Source organism: Amycolatopsis sp. NPDC004378, from assembly GCF_053602455.1.
The window spans coordinates 122,610-138,814 of sequence record NZ_JBSGDR010000004.1 but is presented as its reverse complement, the minus strand read 5'-3'; the positions used below and the strand labels follow the sequence as shown (position 1 = coordinate 138,814).

Genomic DNA, 16,205 nt, shown 5'->3' with positions numbered 1-16,205 from the left:
GGCGGCAGTCACGGCGGAAAGGGGCGGCTTGCGCTGATCGCTTGCGGCTCGTGTCCGCCTGCTTCCGGCCGGCTGGGGAACAGCCGGTCCAGCTGGTGGTCGATGAGGGCGATCGCAGCCTCCGGCGTGCGCTGGCCCAGGATGATGCTCGTCTGCAGGCCGTCGACGCTCGAGAGCAGCAGCTCGGCCTCCGGCATCAGCTCGAGGTCGTGGGGGACTTCGCCGCGTTCGCGGCCCCAGGCCAGCAGGTCCGCGGTCAGGCGTTCCAGCTCCGGCGGCGCGGCCTTGAACGCCGACGCCAGCCCGGCGTCCGAAAGGGACCGGACGAAGTAGGCCAGGTGCACGAGGTAGCGCGTGCGGCGCTCGTCGTCCACCGGCAGCATCCCGACGAGCATCGCGCGCAGGATCTCCCGCGGGGTCGCGTCCTCCTCCGGGCCGAGGCCCGTGCGGATGCTCTCCCCGGCGTCGGCGTTGAGGATCTCGAGCGCGCCGAGCAGCAGGTCGTCACGCGTGCCGAAGTAGTACTGGACGAGCCGCAGCGACACGCCCGCCTCGGCCGCGACCTTGCGCAGCGAGACGTCTTCCAGCCCGCGCGCGCTCGCGATCCGCCAGACCGCTTCGGCGATCTGGCGGCGGCGCTGCTCGTGGTCGGCGAGTCTCGGCATGGTGGGTCGAGCGTATCAACGCGGCTTGTGCGCGCCGACCACCCACATCGAGAAGTACTGCGACCCGCCGCCGTAGGCGTGCCCGACCGCGATCCGCGCGCCGTCGACCTGGTAGTCCCCGGCGCGGCCCATGACCTGCTTCGCCGCTTCGGAGAAGCGGAGCATGCCGGACGCGCCGATCGGGTTGGACGAGAGCACCCCGCCGGACGGGTTGACCGGCAGCTGCCCGCCGATCGCCGTCTCACCGGCTTCGGTGACCTTCCAGCCTTCGCCTTCGGGCGCGAAGCCCAGGTTCTCCAGCCACATCGGCTCGAACCACGAGAACGGCACGTAGATCTCGGCGACGTCCACTTCGGACAACGGGTCCTCGATCCCGGCCTCGGCCCACAGCGCGGCCGCGGCGTCGCGCCCGGCCTGCGGGTTGACCTGGTCGCGGCCCGCGAACGTCGTCGGCTCGGTGCGCATGGCCGTCGCGTGGATCCAGGCGGCGCCGCCCTCGACGGCGTCCCCGGCGGCCTCGTCGCCGAGCACCATCGCGCACGCGCCGTCGGACGACGGGCACGTCTCGTCGTAGCGGATCGGGTCCCACAGCATCTGCGACTTCTGCACCGACTCGACGGTGATGTCGGCCTGCTGCAGGTGCGCGAACGGGTTCAGGGCGCCGTTGCGGCGGTCCTTCGCCGCGACGATCGCGCCGACGTGCTCGGGCGCGCCCGAGCGGCGGATGTAGGAACGCACGTGCGGCGCGAAATAGCCGCCGGCGCCCGCGCCGACCGGCATCTGGAACGGCGGCAGGATCGACAGGCCCCACATCGCGTTCGACTCGGACTGCTTTTCGTAGGCCACGGTGAGCACGCGGCGGTGCACGCCGGACTGGATCAACGACGCGGCGACCAGCGCCGTCGAGCCGCCGACCGAACCGGCGGTGTGCACGCGCAGCAACGGCTTCCCGTTCGCGCCCAAGGAGTCGGCGAGGAACAGCTCGGGCATCATCACGCCCTCGAACAGGTCCGGCGCCTTGCCGAGCACGACGGCGTCGATGTCGGCCCAGCCGACCTGGGCGTCGGCCATCGCGCGGTCGATCGCCTCGCGCAGCAGGCCCGGCATCGAGACGTCCTGCCGCTTGGCGCGGTGGTGCGTCTGGCCGGTGCCGAGCACGGCGGTGAGCTGCTTGGTCATCGGGCCTCCAGCACGGTCACCAGGTTCTGTTGCAGGGCCGGGCCGCTCGTCGCGTGCGCCACGGCCTTGCGGGATTCGCCGCTGTGGATCCGGGCCGCCGCTTCGCCGATGCGGGCGAGACCGGCGGAGAACATCGGGTTCGCGGCCAGCGCACCGCCCGACGGGTTGATCTTGACGTCGTCGTCGAGCTTCAGGGCCGTGCGCAGGATCAGCTCCTGGTGCGTGAACGGCGCGTGCAGCTCGGCGAGGTCGGCGCCGTCGAGGTCGAGGGACCGCGCGGCGATTTCGGTGGACGGGCTGCGGGTCAGGTCGCGGGCGCCGAGCACGGGGGAGTCGACGCGGTGCTCGATGCCGCCGATCACCGCCGGGTGGTCCACGATGTCCTTCGCGCGTTCCACAGTGGACAGGACGATGACCGCGGCGCCGTCGGTGATCGGCGCGATGTCGTGCCGGCGCAGTGGGTCCGCGTAGTACGGCGCGTCGAGGAGTTCGGCGACGTCCTGGCCGGTGCCGCGCGCGGCCACCTCGGCCAGGTCCTTTTCGGACCAGAGCCCGGCTTCGAGCCCCATGCGTGCCTGGATCCCGGCGATCGACACCGAGTCGGGCCACAGCGGCGTGACGACGTACGGGTCGAGTTGCAGGGCGAGCACCCGGCGCAGCTGGCCGGCGCTGGACTTGCCGAAGCCGTAGACGAGCGCGGTCTCGACCTCGCCCATCTTGATCTTCAGCCAGGCCTCGTAGAGCGCCCAGGCGGCGTCCATCTCGACGTGCGACTCGTGGATCGGCGGGAACGCGCCGATCGCGTCGACGGCGGCGATGAAGGAGAACGCGCGCCCGGCGAGGTAGTCCGACGAGCCGGAGCACCAGAAGCCGATGTCCTGTTTGGACAGACCGGTCTTTTCGAAGACTTCGGCGAAGATCGGGACGAGCATCTCCACGCCGTTGGTGGTGCCCTCGGTCTCCCGGACGTTGGGCGCCTTGGCGAAGCCCGCGATGGCGACGTCTGGCATCAGGACCTCACAGGTGGTGGGCGAAGGTTTCGTAGGCCGCGTCCGGCTCGCCGGTCGGCTCGAAGTGGCTGATGTTCTCCAGCGACGTCCACCACTCGTCGCGGGGTTTCCAGGCGGCGCGCACGCGCATGCCCATCTTGACGTCCTGGGCGTCGCAGCCGAGGACGAGGTGGAGGAAGGCGATGTCGGCGCCGTCGAGCAGGATGTACGCGGCCACGTACGGCGGCTTGAGGCGCTGGCCGAGGAACGGGACGTTGACGATGCAGAACGTCGTCACGATCCCGGTGTCGGGGAGTTCGACCTCGTCGGTCGTGGGAACGCCGTCGGTCGGGCACGCGCCGCGCGGCGGGATGTAGACCTTCTCGCACTTCGGGCACCGCTGGCCGATGAGCTTGCCTTCGGCGAGCCCGCGCAGGTAGCGGCTCTCCTCGGGGGAGGCGGAGTGCATGTACTTCAGGTGCACGGGCGTGATGACGACGCTGACCGGAGCACCCTCTTCGCGCTCGGCGACCGGGGGAGCGGGCTCGGTCGGCGTGGTGTCCCCGGCGTCGGCGGGGAGGAAGTAGGCGATGTCGCGGATGTGCCCGACGGCCTCGTCGGCCCACTTCACGCGGACCCGCTGTCCACTGTGGATCTTGTCGGGACGGCCGGCGTCGACGGCGTGCAGCATGGCGGTGTCGGCGCCGTCGAGCTTGACCAGCGCCCAGGCGAAGGGCCGGTTCAACGGCTGGCCGTCGAGCGGCTCCGGGCACCACGACCACGAGACGACCGTGCCCTCGTCGGCCACCGGCACGAACTCGCTGAGCTGTTCGGCGGTCACGGGGTCGTACTCGACCGGCGGGACGTGCACCCGCCCGTCACTGCCGCGGATGCCTTCGATGCGGTGCTCCCGCAGCGCGTTCACGAACCGCCCCAGAACGGGCCCGGTGGAGCGCGTGTAGTCGAAGCCGACGTTGAGCGGTGCCGCCAGTGGTGTCTCGGTCACGCCCTTGAGTGAAACATGTTCTCGTTCTGGCGGCAAGATCCAGCCTCGGCCCCCTGAAACACGTTCTAAATTTGATCGTGCGCAAAGGGGCATCACGCGTGATTGGGCGGGCATCACGCGTGATTGGCGGGGCATCGCCCTAATGCCCCGCCAGTCACACGTGATGCCCCTCCAGTCACGCGTGATGCCTCTCGGGTCACGCGTGATGCCGGTCAGCGGCCGCGGAACTCCGGCTTGCGCTTCTCGCTGAACGCGCGGGGGCCTTCCTTCGCGTCTTCCGAGGCGAAGACTTCGATGCCGTACTGCGAGTCCAGCTTGAAGGCTTCCTCCTCGTGGAGGCCTTCGGTGTCGCGGATCGTGCGGAGGATGGCGCGGACGGCGACCGGGCCGTTCGCGTTCACCAGCTCGGCCAGCTCGAGCGCGCGGGAGAGGGCCTGGCCGTCCGGGACGACGTGGCCGATCAGGCCGATGGCCAGGGCTTCGTCGGCCGAGAGGTGACGGCCGGTGAGCAGGATGTCCGCCGCGATCGTGTACGGGATCTGACGCGGCAGCCGTACGGCCGAACCGCCCATCGGGAACAATCCCCACCGGGCCTCCGACACGCCGAAGCGGGCCGACGTGCCCGCCACCCGGATGTCCGTGCCCTGCAGGATCTCCGTCCCGCCCGCGATCGCCGGGCCCTCGACCGCCGCGATCAACGGCTTCGTCAGGCGACGTCCCTTCAGCAGTCCCGGGATGTGCGAAGGGTCGAACTTCCCGGCGTCGAAGGCCGCCGACGGCGAGTTCCGCGACATCGACTTCAGGTCCGCGCCCGCGCAGAACGCGCCGCCGGCCCCGGTGAGGACGCAGCTGCGGATCGAGTCGTCCGAGTCCACCCGGTCCCACGCCGAGACCATGATCGACATCATCTCGCCGGTGATCGCGTTGCGGGCCTCGGGCCGGTTCATCGTGACGACGAGGGTCTGCCCCTCCTGCGAAACCAGCGCGTGCGGTTCACCCACGTCAGTCCTCCTGAAGCAGCAGTGCCATTGCCCAGAACGATAACATGTTCTACTTTGAGGGCGTGGCACTCAACATCGCGGATCTTCTGGAGCACGCCGTCGACGCCGTGCCGGAGCGCGTCGCGGTCGTGTGCGGCGACCGGCGAGTCACCTTCGCCGAACTGGAGGCGCGGGCCAACCGGCTCGCCCACCACCTCGCCGCGCACGGCGTGGGACGCGGGTCCCACATCGGGGTCTATTCCCGCAACTCGATCGAGGCCCTGGAGGCGATGATCGCGGCGTACAAGCTGCGCGCGATCGCCGTCAACGTCAACTACCGCTACGTGCACGGGGAGCTCGTCTACCTCTTCAACGACGCGGACCTCGTCGCGCTGGTGCACGAGAGAAGCTACGCCGACAAGGTGAAAGCCGCCCTGCCGGAGTCGCCGAAACTGAAACACGTTGTCGTGATCGACGACGAGAGCGACGGCGACTTCTCGAGCTACGGCGGCGTCGACTACGAAACCGCCCTCGAGGCCCAGAGCCCCGAACGCGACTTCGAAGAGCGCAGCAACGACGACCTCTACATCCTCTACACCGGCGGCACCACCGGCTACCCGAAGGGCGTCCTCTGGCGCCACGAGGACATCTGGCGCGCGCTCGGCGGCGGCATCAACTTCGTCACCGGCGAGTACGTCCCGGACGAATGGACGCTCGCCGAGCAGGGCAAGTCCGGCAGCCTGACGCGCCTGCCCGCCGCGCCTCTCATCCACGGCGCCGCGCAGTGGGCCGCGTTCGGGGCGCTGTTCACCGGCAGCCCGGTGGTGTTCGTGCCGCGCTTCGACGCCCACGAGATCTGGAAGGCCGTGCAGGAGCACAAGGTCCAGGTCCTCACGATCGTCGGCGACGCGATGGCGCGGCCGCTGATCGAGGCGTTCCGCGAGGGCGATTACGACGCTTCGTCGGTCGTGGCGGTGTCGAGCCACGCCGCGCTGTTCTCGCAGTCGGTGAAGCAGGAGTTCGTCGAGCTCGTGCCGAACGCCGTGATCACGGACGCGATCGGCTCGTCGGAAAGCGGCTTCACCGGCATCGGCATGGTGGCGAAGGGCTCCGACCACAGCGCCGGCCCGCGGGTGAACTTCGGCAAGGACGCCATCCTGCTCGACGACGACGGCAACCTCGTCGAGCAGAAGCCCGGCGCGGTCGGGCTCATCGGGCGACGCGGGCACGTCCCGCTCGGCTACTACGGCGACCCCGAGAAGAGCAAGACGATCTTCGTCGAGGTCGACGGCGTCCGGTACGTCGTCCCGGGCGACTACGCCCGCTACGAAGAGGACGGCACGGTCACGCTGCTCGGCCGCGGCTCCCAGTGCGTCAACACCGGCGGCGAGAAGGTCTACCCGGAGGAGGTCGAGGGCGCGCTGAAGTCGCACCCCGACGTCTTCGACGCGCTCGTCATCGGCGTCCCGGACGACCGGCTCGGCCAGCGCGTCGCCGCCGTCGTCCAGTTGCGCGAAGGCGCCGCGCTCGATCTCGCCGCGCTCGAGGAGCACGTCCGGGGCGAGATCGCCGGGTACAAGGTGCCGCGCACCGTCTGGCTGGCCGACGAGATCGGCCGCTCGCCCAGCGGCAAGCCCGACTACCCGTGGGCCCAGCGCTACGCCGCCGACCACGAGCCCGCCACGGCCCAGCCCGTCTAGGAGGACACCACCAGTGCGGACATCCCTGTGCGACCGGCTCGGCATCGACCTGCCGATCATCGGGTTCACGCCCTCGGAGCACGTCGCCGCGGCGCTCAGCCGCGCCGGCGGGCTCGGCGTGCTCGGCTGCGTCCGGTTCAACGACGCCGCGGAGCTCGACCGGGTGCTCACCTGGATGGACGAGAACACCGGCGGCAAGCCGTACGGCGTCGACATCGTGATGCCGGCGAAGGTGCCCGCCGAGGGCACCCAGGTCGACCTGGCCAAGATGATCCCGGACGGCCACCGCGAGTTCGTCGACCGCGTCCTGAAGGAGCTGTCGGTGCCGCCGCTGCCGGACGACACCGACGAGCGCGCGGGCGTGCTCGGCTGGCTGCACTCGGTCGCCCGGTCGCACGTCGAGGTCGCGCTCAACCACCCGATCAAGCTGATCGCCAACGCGCTCGGCTCGCCGCCGCCCGACGTGATCGGCCAGTGTCACGACCGGGGCGTCCCGGTCGCGGCGCTCGCCGGGAAGGCCGAGCACGCGGTCCGGCACGTCGAAAACGGCGTCGACTTCGTGGTCGCGCAGGGCTACGAAGCCGGCGGGCACACCGGCGAGATCGCGTCGATGGTGCTGGTGCCGGAGATCGTCGACGCCGTCGACGTGCCGGTGCTCGCCGCCGGCGGGATCGGCTCCGGGCGGCAGATGGCCGCGGCGCTGGCGCTCGGCGCGTCCGGCGTCTGGATGGGCTCGATGTGGCTGGCCACGCGGGAGTACCTGCAGACGATGGCCGAGTCGGTGGCGATGCAGCAGGCGCTCGTCGCGGCGACGTCGTCGGACACCGTCCGGACGCGGATCTACACCGGCAAGCCGGCCCGGCTGCTCAAGACGCGCTGGACGGAGGCGTGGGCCGCGGCCGACGCGCCCGAGCCGTTGCCGATGCCGCTGCAGAACCTGCTGGTTTCCCACGCCCACAACCGGATCCACGCGGCCAACGACCCGAGCGTGGTGTCGATGCCGGTCGGCCAGATCGTCGGGCGGATGAACGAGGTGCGCCCGGTCGCCGACGTCGTCGCGGACCTGGTGCACGGCTACGAAGAAGCACTGTCCCGTTTGGACAAGACGCGCTGAGAGGGGGCCCGCCGCGGCGGGCCCCCTCGGCGTGGAAGCGGCTAAAGACCGGAGGCGGCCGCGGCGATCTTCGACGCGAACGTGCTCACCTCGGTGTAGACGCCGGGGGCGTGCGCGCGGGCGCAGCCGTCACCCCAGCTGACGATGCCGACCTGGATCCACGCGCCGGCGTTGTCGCGGCGGAACATCGGGCCGCCGGAGTCGCCCTGGCAGGTGTCGACGCCGCCGGAGGCGAGGTTGCCCGCGCAGATCTCGGCGCTCGGGATCAGGTCGGGGTAGCTGCCGCCCTGGGCCTGGCAGGTGGCGTCGTCGACGAACGGGACCGTCGCCTTGAGCAGGTACCGCTGCTGCGCGCCGCCTTCGCGGGCCGCGCCCCAGCCGGCCACGGTGAACGTGCCGGTGTTGTATGTCGCCGTCGTCGCGATCGGCAGCGTCGCCTGGCCGCTCACCGGGCTGGCCAGCTTGATCAGCGCCCAGTCGCCGCCGGTCGAGGTGCCGTAGGTGGGGGACTGGTAGACGTAGGTCGACTTGATCTTCTGCGCGCTGGTGCTGTTGAGGTCGACCACGCCGATCGTGGCCGTGATCGAGGTGTTCGCCCCCGTCCGGCTGACGCAGTGCGCGGCGGTGAGGACGATCTGCTTGGTGTAGAGCGCGCCGCCGCAGCCCATGGACAACCGCACCATGAACGGGAATTCGCCCTGGGCGGCCCGGGTCCCGCCGACGACGTCGGTGGACGGCGGCTGGGCGGCGGTTGCGATCGCCGGGGTGGCCAGCGCCGCGGCCGCGGCGACCGCGGCCAGTGCGGTGGTGGCGTTTCTGAGCAGGGTGAACCAGCGCTTGGGAGCCAAGGGGATCAGTCCTTCCAGTGTCCACAGTGGAGGCCGAACTCGAGAGTGGCCCCTTGACTACACCAGGTGCTCACATACCGGGACAACCGACTTTCTTCGGATGTTTCGGGCGGTTGGGTGATTTCCGACCACCGGAACCGATTACGGCCGCCACCCGGCGTTCACCTGGGGTTTCCCGGACGTGAACACACGTCCGCCGGGGACGCAGAGCGCATCCGGGTGATCCTCTGCGTGACGGCCGTGTTACGCGCCACAGCGAACCACCGGGCATCCGGAAACCAATAGGGTCGGGTGCGTGCCCGCCCCTTCACGCCATTCCCGCCTGTCCGCCGACGGTCCCGTCCTCGACGGGATTCCCGAGCACGGCCGCGTCCCGCGCTACTACGCGGTGAAGGTCGAACTGCTGGCGGTGATCGCGGAACTCGGCGAAGGAGCGGTGCTGCCCACCGAGCGGGAACTGTGCGAGCGCTTCGAGGTGTCGCGGGCGACCGTGCGGCAGGCGGTCGCGGAGCTGGTGCTCGAGGGCAAGCTCAGCCGGCGCCAGGGGAGCGGCACGTACGTCGCGGGCCCGAAGCTCGTCCAGCCGCTGGCGCTGGTGAGCTACACCGAGGGGCTGCGCCGCCAGGGCATCCGGCCGGGCCGGAACGTGATCACGCTGGAGCGGCGCCTGGCCGGCAGTGCCCTGGCCGCCGACCTCCAGGTCACCTCGGACGCCGAGGTCATCCACATCGAGCGGGTGCTGCTGGCCGACGAGGAGCGCGTCGGCCTGGAGTCGACATATCTCCTGGCCGAGCGGTTCCCGACGCTGCTCGAAGTGTTCAACCCGGAGCAGTCGCTGTACGCCTGCCTGAGCGAGAAGCTCGGCGTGGTCTTCGACGGCGCCGAGGAGCGCGTCGAGACGGTGCTGGCCACCCCGCGCGAGGCCCTGCTGATCGGCACCAACCCGGCCCTGCCGATGCTGCTGATGCACCGGATCTCCTGGGGCCCGGACGGCGCGCCGTTCGAGCGGGTCCGGTCGCTGTACCGCGGCGACCGCCTCAGCTTCGTGACCCGGCTCGGGCGCCCGGCCGACTGACTGTCACGTTCTCCCCGGCGGTTTCGTTCCTCCCGCACCACCGAAAAGGGAGGACGTCATGAACGCCGCGTTGTGGGCCGGCCAAGTGCTGCTGGCCGCGATCTTCGCCCTGTCGGGCGCGCTGAAGTCGACGATGTCCCGGCAGCGGATGCTCGAAACGGGCCAGACCGGGGCGGCGGCGTACCCGCTGCCGGTGGTCCGGTTCACGGCGATCTGCGAACTGGTCGCCGTGGTGGGGCTGATCCTTCCGGTCTTGCTGGGCGTGGCCCCGGTGCTCACCGGCTGGGCGGCCGTCGGACTGGCCGTGGTGATGGTGGGCGCGATGGCGATGCACGGCCGGCTGGCCGTGGTGGAGGAGAGGCCGGCCGAGTGGCGCAACGTGGGGGTGAACGCGCTGATCTTCGCGGTCTGCGTCTTCGTCGCCGTCGGAAGGCTCTGATCGAGGTAACGGAACGGTAACTCGTCCGGTCCAATATTCGGTGCCCCTTCACCTGGCGTTCGCCGAGGGGCCAGCGGCCGTGCACGCGCTCCGGAGAGCGTGTGCGGCGTGCGAATCCTCATCGTGGGCGGCGGCGTGCTCGGCACGGCGCACGCCTGGCAGGCCGTCGAACGCGGTCACGAAGTCGTCCAGCTCGAACGCGAGCCCGAAGCGCGCGGAGCGTCCGTGCGGAACTTCGGGCTGGTCTGGGTCGGCGGCCGCGCGTCCGGCGTCGAGCTCGAGACGGCCCAGCGGGCGCGGCTCCTGTGGGAACGGATCGGCGAGCGCGTCCCGGCTCTCGGGTTCCGCGCCAACGGCTCGCTGATCGTCGTCCGGACCGAAGCCGAACTCGCCGTCGCGCGCGAAGTGGCGGAAGGTGCCGAAGCCGCCGAGCGTGGTTACAAGCTCCTCGACGCCGCCGAAGCGAGGGCGCTCAACCCGGCCCTTCGCGGCGACTTCGAAGCCGCGCTGTGGTGCGAGCGCGACGGCGCCGTCGAACCCCGCACCGCCCAGCCCGCCCTCCGCGCCGAACTCGCCAGGTCCGGCCGGTACACCTGGCTGCCGGGCCGGGAAGTCCGGCACCTGACCGGCACCGGCGTCGTCGACGACCGCGGTGAGCGGCACGACGGCGACGTCGTCCTCTTCTGCACCGGCGCCTGGCTCGGCGGGCTCGTCCGCGAACTCGCGGGCGAAACGCCCGTCCGGCGCGTCCGGCTGCAGATGGCCCAGACCGAGCCCCTCGGCGAGCCGCTCACCACCAGCGTCGCCGACGGCGACAGCTTCCGCTACTACCCGGCCTACCGCGGCGAAGCCCTCGACAGCCTCGAAGCCCGGCAACCCCAGGCCGAAGTCGCCCGGGCGAACCGCATGCAGCTCCTGCTCGTGCAGCGCCTCGACGGCTCGCTCACCATCGGCGACACCCACGAGTACGACGAGCCGTTCGGCTTCGACGTCACCGAAGACCCCTACGAGCACCTCGAAACCGTCGCCGGTGCGCTGCTCGGCCGGCCGCTGCCGCGCATCCGCCGCCGCTGGGCCGGGGTGTACGCGCAGACGGTCGACCCCGGCCGGATCGTGCACCGCGCCCGCGTCGCCGACCACGCCTACCTGGTCACCGGGCCGGGTGGCCGGGGCATGACCTGTTCCCCCGCCATCGCCGAAGACACCGCCGAGGAGCTGGGCCTGTGACCCCCGAACTCGTCGTCCTGGACATGGCCGGCACGACCGTCGCCGACGACGGCCTCGTCGTGAAGGCCTTCACCGATGCCATCGAAACCCTCGGCGTGCCTGACGAGCAGCACGCCGAGATGCTGAAGTACGTCGTCGACACCATGGGCCAGTCGAAGATCACCGTCTTCCGCGCCCTCATGCGCGACGAAACCGAGGCGCAGCAAGCCAATTCCGCGTTCGAAGCCGCCTACGGGAACCTGGTGGCGGAGAGCAGGCCGGTCCCCGGTGCCGAGGACGTCATCCGCGGCCTGCGCGCAAACGGCGTCAAGGTCGCCTTCACCACCGGCTTCGCGCCCGTCACCCAGCAGGCCATCCTCGACGCCCTCGGCTGGCGCGACCTCGCCGACCTGGCACTCGCGCCCGGCGACGGCGTGCGCGGCCGTCCCTTCCCCGACCTCGTCCTCACCGCCGCGCTGCGGCTCGAAGTCACCGACGTGCGGCAGGTCGCCGTCGTCGGCGACACCGCGTCCGACGTCCGGTGCGGCCGCCGCGCCGGCGCGTCCGTCGTCGCGGGCGTCCTCACCGGCGCGGGCCGCCGCGAAGACCTCCTCGAAGCCACCCACATCCTCGACTCCGTGCGTGACCTCCCCAGCCTGCTCGAAGGAGCGAAATGAAGAAGACCCTGGCCGTCGTGCTCGCGACGGCGCTGACCGTCCTGCTGTCCGCCTGCGGCGGCACCGGCGCCGCGACCGCCGGCGGCAAGACCGTCACCGTGTACACAGTGGACGGACTGGAAGACTGGTACACCGCTAGGTTCGCCGAGTTCAAGCAGCAGACCGGCATCACCGTCGAGGCCGTCACGGCCGGCTCCGGTGAGGTCGCCTCGCGCGTCGAGAAGGAGAAGGCCAACACGAAGGCCGACGTCCTCGTCACGCTGCCGCCGTTCATCCAGCGCGTCGCCGGCCTGCTCCAGCCGTCCACCCCGCAGGGTGCGGACAAGGTGGCGGACAAGGACCCGCAGGGCCGCTTCTACGCGATGATGAACAACTACCTCAGCTTCATCCACAACCCGCAGGCCACGCCGAAGACCTGGGACGACCTGCTCGACCCGAAGCTCAAAGGCAAGGTCCAGTACTCGACGCCCGGCGAGGCCGGCGACGGAACCGCCGTGCTCCTGCAACTGCAGCACGTCCTCGGCGAGCAGGGCGCGCTCGACTACCTCGGCAAGCTGGAGGCCAACAACGCCGGGCCGTCGTCGTCCACCGGGAAGCTGCAGCCCAAGGTCGCCAAGGGTGAGCTGCTGGTGGCCAACGGCGACGTCCAGATGAACCTCGCCGAGATCGCCAAGAGCGGCGGCTTCGACGTCTTCTTCCCGGCCGACGCCCAGGGCAAGCGGTCGACCTTCGCGCTGCCGTACTACGCCGGGCTCGTGACGAACGCGCCGCACCCGGACGAGGGCAAGAAGCTCCTCGACTTCCTGTTCTCGCCCGAGGTCCAGGCCAAGACGGCCGACGCGTTCGGCATCCCGGCCCGCTCCGACATCACCGCCACCGGCGCGAACGCCGGCAAGATCAAGGCCGCGCTGCAGGGCGTCGACATCTGGACCCCGGACTGGACCGCCGTGCTCGGCAAGCTGGACGCCGACCTGGCCGCGTACAAGAAGGCCGTCGGCCGGTGACCCCGGCCGTCGAGTTCCGCGGCGTGTCCGTCCACTTCGGACGCACGACGGCGCTGGACTCCCTCGACCTGACGGTCGCCCGCGGCGAGACCCTGGCGGTGCTCGGGCCGTCCGGCTCCGGGAAGTCGACGGCGCTCAAGGCGCTCGCCGGGTTCGTCCGGCCGGGCGCCGGGCGGGTGTTCCTCAACGGCGAGGACGTCACCGACCTGCCACCGCACCGGCGCGGGCTCGGTGTCGTCGTGCAGAGCTACGCGCTGTTCCCGCACCTGCGCGTCGACGCCAACGTCGCGTTCGGGCTCAAGGCCCGGCGTGCCCCGCGCGGCGAGGTCACCCGGCGGGTCGCCGAGGTCCTCGACCTCGTCGGCATGGGCGGCTACGCCCGCCGGTTCCCGCGGGAGCTGTCGGGCGGGCAGCAGCAGCGCGTCGCGCTCGCCCGGGCGCTGGCGATCCGACCCGACGTGCTGCTGCTCGACGAGCCACTGTCCGCTTTGGACGCCGCCCTGCGCGAGGACATGATCGCCGAACTGCTGCGGCTGCGGGCCGAGCTGCCGGACACCACGCTCGTCTACGTCACCCACGACCAGGGCGAGGCCCTGGCGCTGGCCGACCGGATCGCCGTCATGCGCGACGCGCGGCTGGTCGAAACCGGACCGTGCGAGCAGCTCTACCGGCGCCCGGCCACCGAATTCACCGCGAGCTTCCTCGGCGCGGCCAACCTCATCCCGGTCGACCTGGTCAGCGAGGGCCGGCCCGCCAAGGTCCGGCTCGGCGACCGCGTGCTGACCGCCGAACCGACCGGCGCGCTCGGCACCGGGCCGGTCGCGCTCGGGGTGCGCCCGCACCGCGTCGGCGTCGGCGAACCCGGCGGCGACGCGCTCCCGGCGCTGGTGCGCGCGGTGCAGTGGCGCGGCACCGGCTACCGCCTGGACCTGGAACTGACCGGCGGCGCCACGATCCGGGCCGAGGTGCCCGACGCCTTCGCCGTCGGCGCGTCGGTGGGCGTGTCGATCCCGGACGGCTGCCCCCTGGTCGGAGTCGCGCCATGACCGCTGTCCCGGTGACGGTCGTGGGGGAGAAACGGCGTTCTGACACCGTTTCTCCCTCACGAGGCGTGGTCTGGCTGCTGCCGCCGCTGGTGGTCGTCGTGGTGTTCTTCGGGTATCCGCTGGTGCTGGTGGCCGGGCAGTCCCTGACCACGGACGCCGGGTTCGGCCTGGGCGTCTGGGCCGAGGTGCTCGGCTCGGCGGAGTTCCGCGACGCGGCCGGGCAGACGGTGCTGCTCGCGCTGGGCGCCACCGCCGGCTGCGTGCTGCTCGGCACGTTCCTCGCCCTGGTCATCGCGTTCGTCCCGTTCCCGGGCGCGCGGACGCTGTCCCGGCTGGTCGACACCGTGCTCGCGTTCCCGTCGTTCCTCATCGCGCTGGCCTTCACGTTCCTCTACGGCAACGCGGGCGTGTTCGGCGCCGGCGAGTTCCTGTACTCGCCGTGGGGCGTGCTGCTGGCCGAGATCACGTTCTACACGCCGTTCGTGATGCGGCCGGCGCTCGCGGCGTTCGGGCAGGTCCCCGGCGTGCACCTGGACGTCGCCGCGTCGCTGGGCGCGCGTCCCGGGCGGGTGCTGCGGCAGGTCGTGCTGCCCGCCGCGCTGCCGTCGCTCGCGTCGGGCGCGTGCCTGACGCTGCTGCTCGCGCTGAACGAGTTCGGCATCGTCCTGTTCCTCGGCGCCAAGGGCGTCACGACGTTGCCGATGCTGGTTTACGGCAAGGGGATCGTCACGTTCGACTTCCCGGCGGCGAGCGTCGTCGCCCTGGTCGACGTCGCGATTTCGCTGCTGCTGTACGGGAGTTACCGGGTCCTGTCGGGAAGGGGGCGCGATGCTGCTGTGGACGCGGCGTAGCAAGGTGCTGCTGTGGCTGGTGTTCGGCGTGGCGTTCGCCGTCGTGGTCGCGGCCCCGCTCGTGATGATCGTGCTCGCGTCGTTCGCCGGGCACTGGACCGGCGTGCTTCCCGGCGGCTTCGGCCTCGGGCACTACACCGACGCGTTGTCGGGGGAGACGTTCGCGAGCCTCTCGGTGAGCATCCAGACCGGCGTCGTCGCGGGCGCGGCGGCCGTCCTGCTCGGCACGTGGGCGGCCCTGGCGGCCGAGACCGCGCCGAAGCGGGTCCGGCAGCTCGCCGACACGCTCTTCCACCTGCCGATCGCGGTGCCGTCGGTGGTGCTCGGCCTGGCGCTGCTGGTGGCGTTCAGCCGGCCGCCGCTGGCGTTCAACGGGACGCGCTGGATCGTGCTGCTCGGGCACCTGCTGATCCTGCTGCCGTTCGCCTACAGCACGGTCTCGGCGGCGCTGGCCCGCGTCGACCCGCTGCTCGCGCAGGCCGCGGCGTCGCTCGGGGCCTCCCCCGTGCGGGTGCTGCTGCGGGTGCGCGTGCCGGTGCTGCTCCCGGCGATGACGGCGTCGGCGAGCCTCGCGCTGGCGATGTCGATGGGCGAGCTGGGCGCGACGATGATGCTGTATCCGCCGGACTGGCGCACGCTCCCGGCCGGCATCTTCGCCCTCACCGACCGCGGCCAGGTGTTCCTCGCCTCGGCGGCGACGGTCGTGCTGCTCGCGGTCACCCTCGCGGGGGTGGTTCTGCTCGGTCTGGTCCGCGGCCGGGCGGCTCATCGCTGAGGTGATGCAACCCGACGGGCGTCCGCTCCGTCCTGCAGGTATGCGCACATTGCTGGGTACGGGCCTGCTGCTGCTCACGCTGACCGCCTGCGGGGCCGGTTCCGCGGGCGCGCCGGCCGCGCCGGGCAGCACCGGGCCGGGAACACCGACGACGTCGGCCTCGGCGGCGCCGGGATCACCGGGGTCGCCGACGGCCGCGCCGCCGCCGTCGCAGACGGTCGGCCGCCCGACGCAGGGCATCGCCCCGGGCGACGACGTCATCGCGGAGTCGCAGGTCGACGCGCGCGGGCTGCCGGAGGGCTTCCCGCGCAGCCTGGTCCGCAGCACCGACGGCAGGACGCTGACGCTGCAGGCCGAGGAGGGCGGGTGCCGCAAGGTCTCGGCCCACGTCGGCGACCAGACGGCGCAGCAGGTCGTCGTGCTGGTCGCGATGACGACGGCGAAGAAGGGCCAGATGTGCCCGGACTACATCAAGGACGTCAGCATCCCGCTGCCCCTGACCGCGCCCCTCGGGTCGCGGACGGTCGTGCTCCGGCAGGGCTGAGGACCACCACCGACGCTGGGAGGGCGTCCCCGGGTTGCCCGGGGCCGCCCTCCCAGACCACGTCCGCGCCCGTTTCACGGAAAAGTGGCGGGGCGAATCGATCTTCG

17 protein-coding genes are annotated in these 16,205 nt (G+C 71.6%); 11 read left to right on the top strand and 6 right to left on the bottom strand.

Annotation, left to right across the window (positions count from 1 at the left end; all coding sequences use genetic code 11):
* Positions 1-8: 8 nt before the first annotated feature.
* From ACWEN0_RS15580 to ACWEN0_RS15560, 5 genes are all read right to left on the bottom strand, one after another.
* The gene (locus ACWEN0_RS15580; RefSeq protein ID WP_451973537.1) at positions 9-665 is read right to left on the bottom strand and encodes a TetR/AcrR family transcriptional regulator; all 657 of its coding nucleotides are present in this window, start codon (positions 663-665) and stop codon (positions 9-11) included.
* A gap of 15 nt (positions 666-680) precedes the next feature.
* Positions 681-1,844: a thiolase domain-containing protein gene (locus tag ACWEN0_RS15575; protein ID WP_451973535.1), complete on the bottom strand. Its 1,164-nt coding sequence runs from the start codon at positions 1,842-1,844 to the stop codon at positions 681-683.
* A complete protein-coding gene (locus tag ACWEN0_RS15570) occupies positions 1,841-2,854 on the bottom strand; it encodes a thiolase domain-containing protein (RefSeq protein ID WP_451973533.1) in 1,014 nt (337 codons plus the stop codon). Before ACWEN0_RS15570 ends, ACWEN0_RS15575 begins: the two co-directional genes overlap by 4 nt.
* Positions 2,855-2,861: 7 nt before the next feature.
* Positions 2,862-3,839 (bottom strand): Zn-ribbon domain-containing OB-fold protein, encoded by a 978-nt coding sequence (locus ACWEN0_RS15565; RefSeq protein ID WP_451973532.1) that lies wholly within the window; start codon positions 3,837-3,839, stop codon positions 2,862-2,864.
* A 212-nt stretch (positions 3,840-4,051) separates the two neighbouring features.
* Positions 4,052-4,840: a crotonase/enoyl-CoA hydratase family protein gene (locus ACWEN0_RS15560; RefSeq protein WP_451973530.1), complete on the bottom strand. Its 789-nt coding sequence runs from the start codon at positions 4,838-4,840 to the stop codon at positions 4,052-4,054.
* Between the two features lie 62 nt (positions 4,841-4,902).
* Between ACWEN0_RS15560 and ACWEN0_RS15555 the strand changes: the two genes are divergently transcribed.
* Both ACWEN0_RS15555 and ACWEN0_RS15550 read left to right on the top strand, forming a co-directional pair.
* Positions 4,903-6,519, top strand: a complete 1,617-nt coding sequence (locus ACWEN0_RS15555) for an acyl-CoA synthetase (RefSeq protein ID WP_451973528.1) — start codon at positions 4,903-4,905, stop codon at positions 6,517-6,519.
* 13 nt (positions 6,520-6,532) lie between these two features.
* Positions 6,533-7,633: an NAD(P)H-dependent flavin oxidoreductase gene (locus tag ACWEN0_RS15550; protein WP_451973526.1), complete on the top strand. Its 1,101-nt coding sequence runs from the start codon at positions 6,533-6,535 to the stop codon at positions 7,631-7,633.
* A gap of 41 nt (positions 7,634-7,674) precedes the next feature.
* Here the strand turns inward: ACWEN0_RS15550 and ACWEN0_RS15545 are convergent, their stop codons facing one another.
* A complete protein-coding gene (locus ACWEN0_RS15545) occupies positions 7,675-8,481 on the bottom strand; it encodes a S1 family peptidase (RefSeq protein WP_451973524.1) in 807 nt (268 codons plus the stop codon).
* 295 nt (positions 8,482-8,776) lie between these two features.
* Between ACWEN0_RS15545 and ACWEN0_RS15540 the strand changes: the two genes are divergently transcribed.
* From ACWEN0_RS15540 to ACWEN0_RS15500, 9 genes are all read left to right on the top strand, one after another.
* Positions 8,777-9,556 carry a GntR family transcriptional regulator gene (locus tag ACWEN0_RS15540; protein ID WP_451973522.1) on the top strand — a complete coding sequence of 260 codons (780 nt, stop codon included), beginning with the start codon at positions 8,777-8,779 and terminating at the stop codon, positions 9,554-9,556.
* A gap of 58 nt (positions 9,557-9,614) precedes the next feature.
* Complete coding sequence (locus ACWEN0_RS15535; protein ID WP_451973520.1) at positions 9,615-9,995, top strand: DoxX family protein; 381 nt, start codon at positions 9,615-9,617, stop codon at positions 9,993-9,995.
* Between the two features lie 108 nt (positions 9,996-10,103).
* Positions 10,104-11,222: a TIGR03364 family FAD-dependent oxidoreductase gene (locus ACWEN0_RS15530; protein ID WP_451973518.1), complete on the top strand. Its 1,119-nt coding sequence runs from the start codon at positions 10,104-10,106 to the stop codon at positions 11,220-11,222.
* Complete coding sequence (locus ACWEN0_RS15525) at positions 11,219-11,878, top strand: phosphonatase-like hydrolase (protein WP_451973516.1); 660 nt, start codon at positions 11,219-11,221, stop codon at positions 11,876-11,878. Before ACWEN0_RS15530 ends, ACWEN0_RS15525 begins: the two co-directional genes overlap by 4 nt.
* On the top strand, positions 11,875-12,882 hold the full coding sequence (locus ACWEN0_RS15520) for a 2-aminoethylphosphonate ABC transporter substrate-binding protein (protein WP_451973514.1): 1,008 nt from the start codon (positions 11,875-11,877) through the stop codon (positions 12,880-12,882). Before ACWEN0_RS15525 ends, ACWEN0_RS15520 begins: the two co-directional genes overlap by 4 nt.
* Complete coding sequence (locus ACWEN0_RS15515; RefSeq protein ID WP_451973513.1) at positions 12,879-13,928, top strand: ABC transporter ATP-binding protein; 1,050 nt, start codon at positions 12,879-12,881, stop codon at positions 13,926-13,928. The genes ACWEN0_RS15520 and ACWEN0_RS15515 overlap by 4 nt, the downstream gene beginning before the upstream one ends.
* Positions 13,925-14,779 carry a 2-aminoethylphosphonate ABC transporter permease subunit gene (locus ACWEN0_RS15510; RefSeq protein ID WP_451973511.1) on the top strand — a complete coding sequence of 285 codons (855 nt, stop codon included), beginning with the start codon at positions 13,925-13,927 and terminating at the stop codon, positions 14,777-14,779. Before ACWEN0_RS15515 ends, ACWEN0_RS15510 begins: the two co-directional genes overlap by 4 nt.
* Entirely contained in the window at positions 14,757-15,554 is a 798-nt protein-coding gene (locus ACWEN0_RS15505; protein ID WP_451973509.1) for an ABC transporter permease, read from the top strand. Before ACWEN0_RS15510 ends, ACWEN0_RS15505 begins: the two co-directional genes overlap by 23 nt.
* Before the next feature lie 40 nt (positions 15,555-15,594).
* Positions 15,595-16,098: a hypothetical protein gene (locus ACWEN0_RS15500; protein WP_451973507.1), complete on the top strand. Its 504-nt coding sequence runs from the start codon at positions 15,595-15,597 to the stop codon at positions 16,096-16,098.
* The last annotated feature ends 107 nt before the right edge of the window (positions 16,099-16,205 follow it).

Bases quoted from the DNA above. Each gene is read 5' to 3' on its own strand.
- ACWEN0_RS15580 (WP_451973537.1), bottom strand. From the start codon at position 665: ATGCCGAGACTCGCCGACCACGAGCAGCGCCGCCGCCAGATCGCCGAA.
- ACWEN0_RS15575 (WP_451973535.1), bottom strand. From the start codon at position 1,844: ATGACCAAGCAGCTCACCGCCGTGCTCGGCACCGGCCAGACGCACCAC.
- ACWEN0_RS15570 (WP_451973533.1), bottom strand. From the start codon at position 2,854: ATGCCAGACGTCGCCATCGCGGGCTTCGCCAAGGCGCCCAACGTCCGG.
- ACWEN0_RS15535 (WP_451973520.1), top strand. From the start codon at position 9,615: ATGAACGCCGCGTTGTGGGCCGGCCAAGTGCTGCTGGCCGCGATCTTC.
- ACWEN0_RS15520 (WP_451973514.1), top strand. From the start codon at position 11,875: ATGAAGAAGACCCTGGCCGTCGTGCTCGCGACGGCGCTGACCGTCCTG.
- ACWEN0_RS15510 (WP_451973511.1), top strand. From the start codon at position 13,925: ATGACCGCTGTCCCGGTGACGGTCGTGGGGGAGAAACGGCGTTCTGAC.
- ACWEN0_RS15505 (WP_451973509.1), top strand. From the start codon at position 14,757: ATGCTGCTGTGGACGCGGCGTAGCAAGGTGCTGCTGTGGCTGGTGTTC.
- ACWEN0_RS15500 (WP_451973507.1), top strand. From the start codon at position 15,595: ATGCGCACATTGCTGGGTACGGGCCTGCTGCTGCTCACGCTGACCGCC.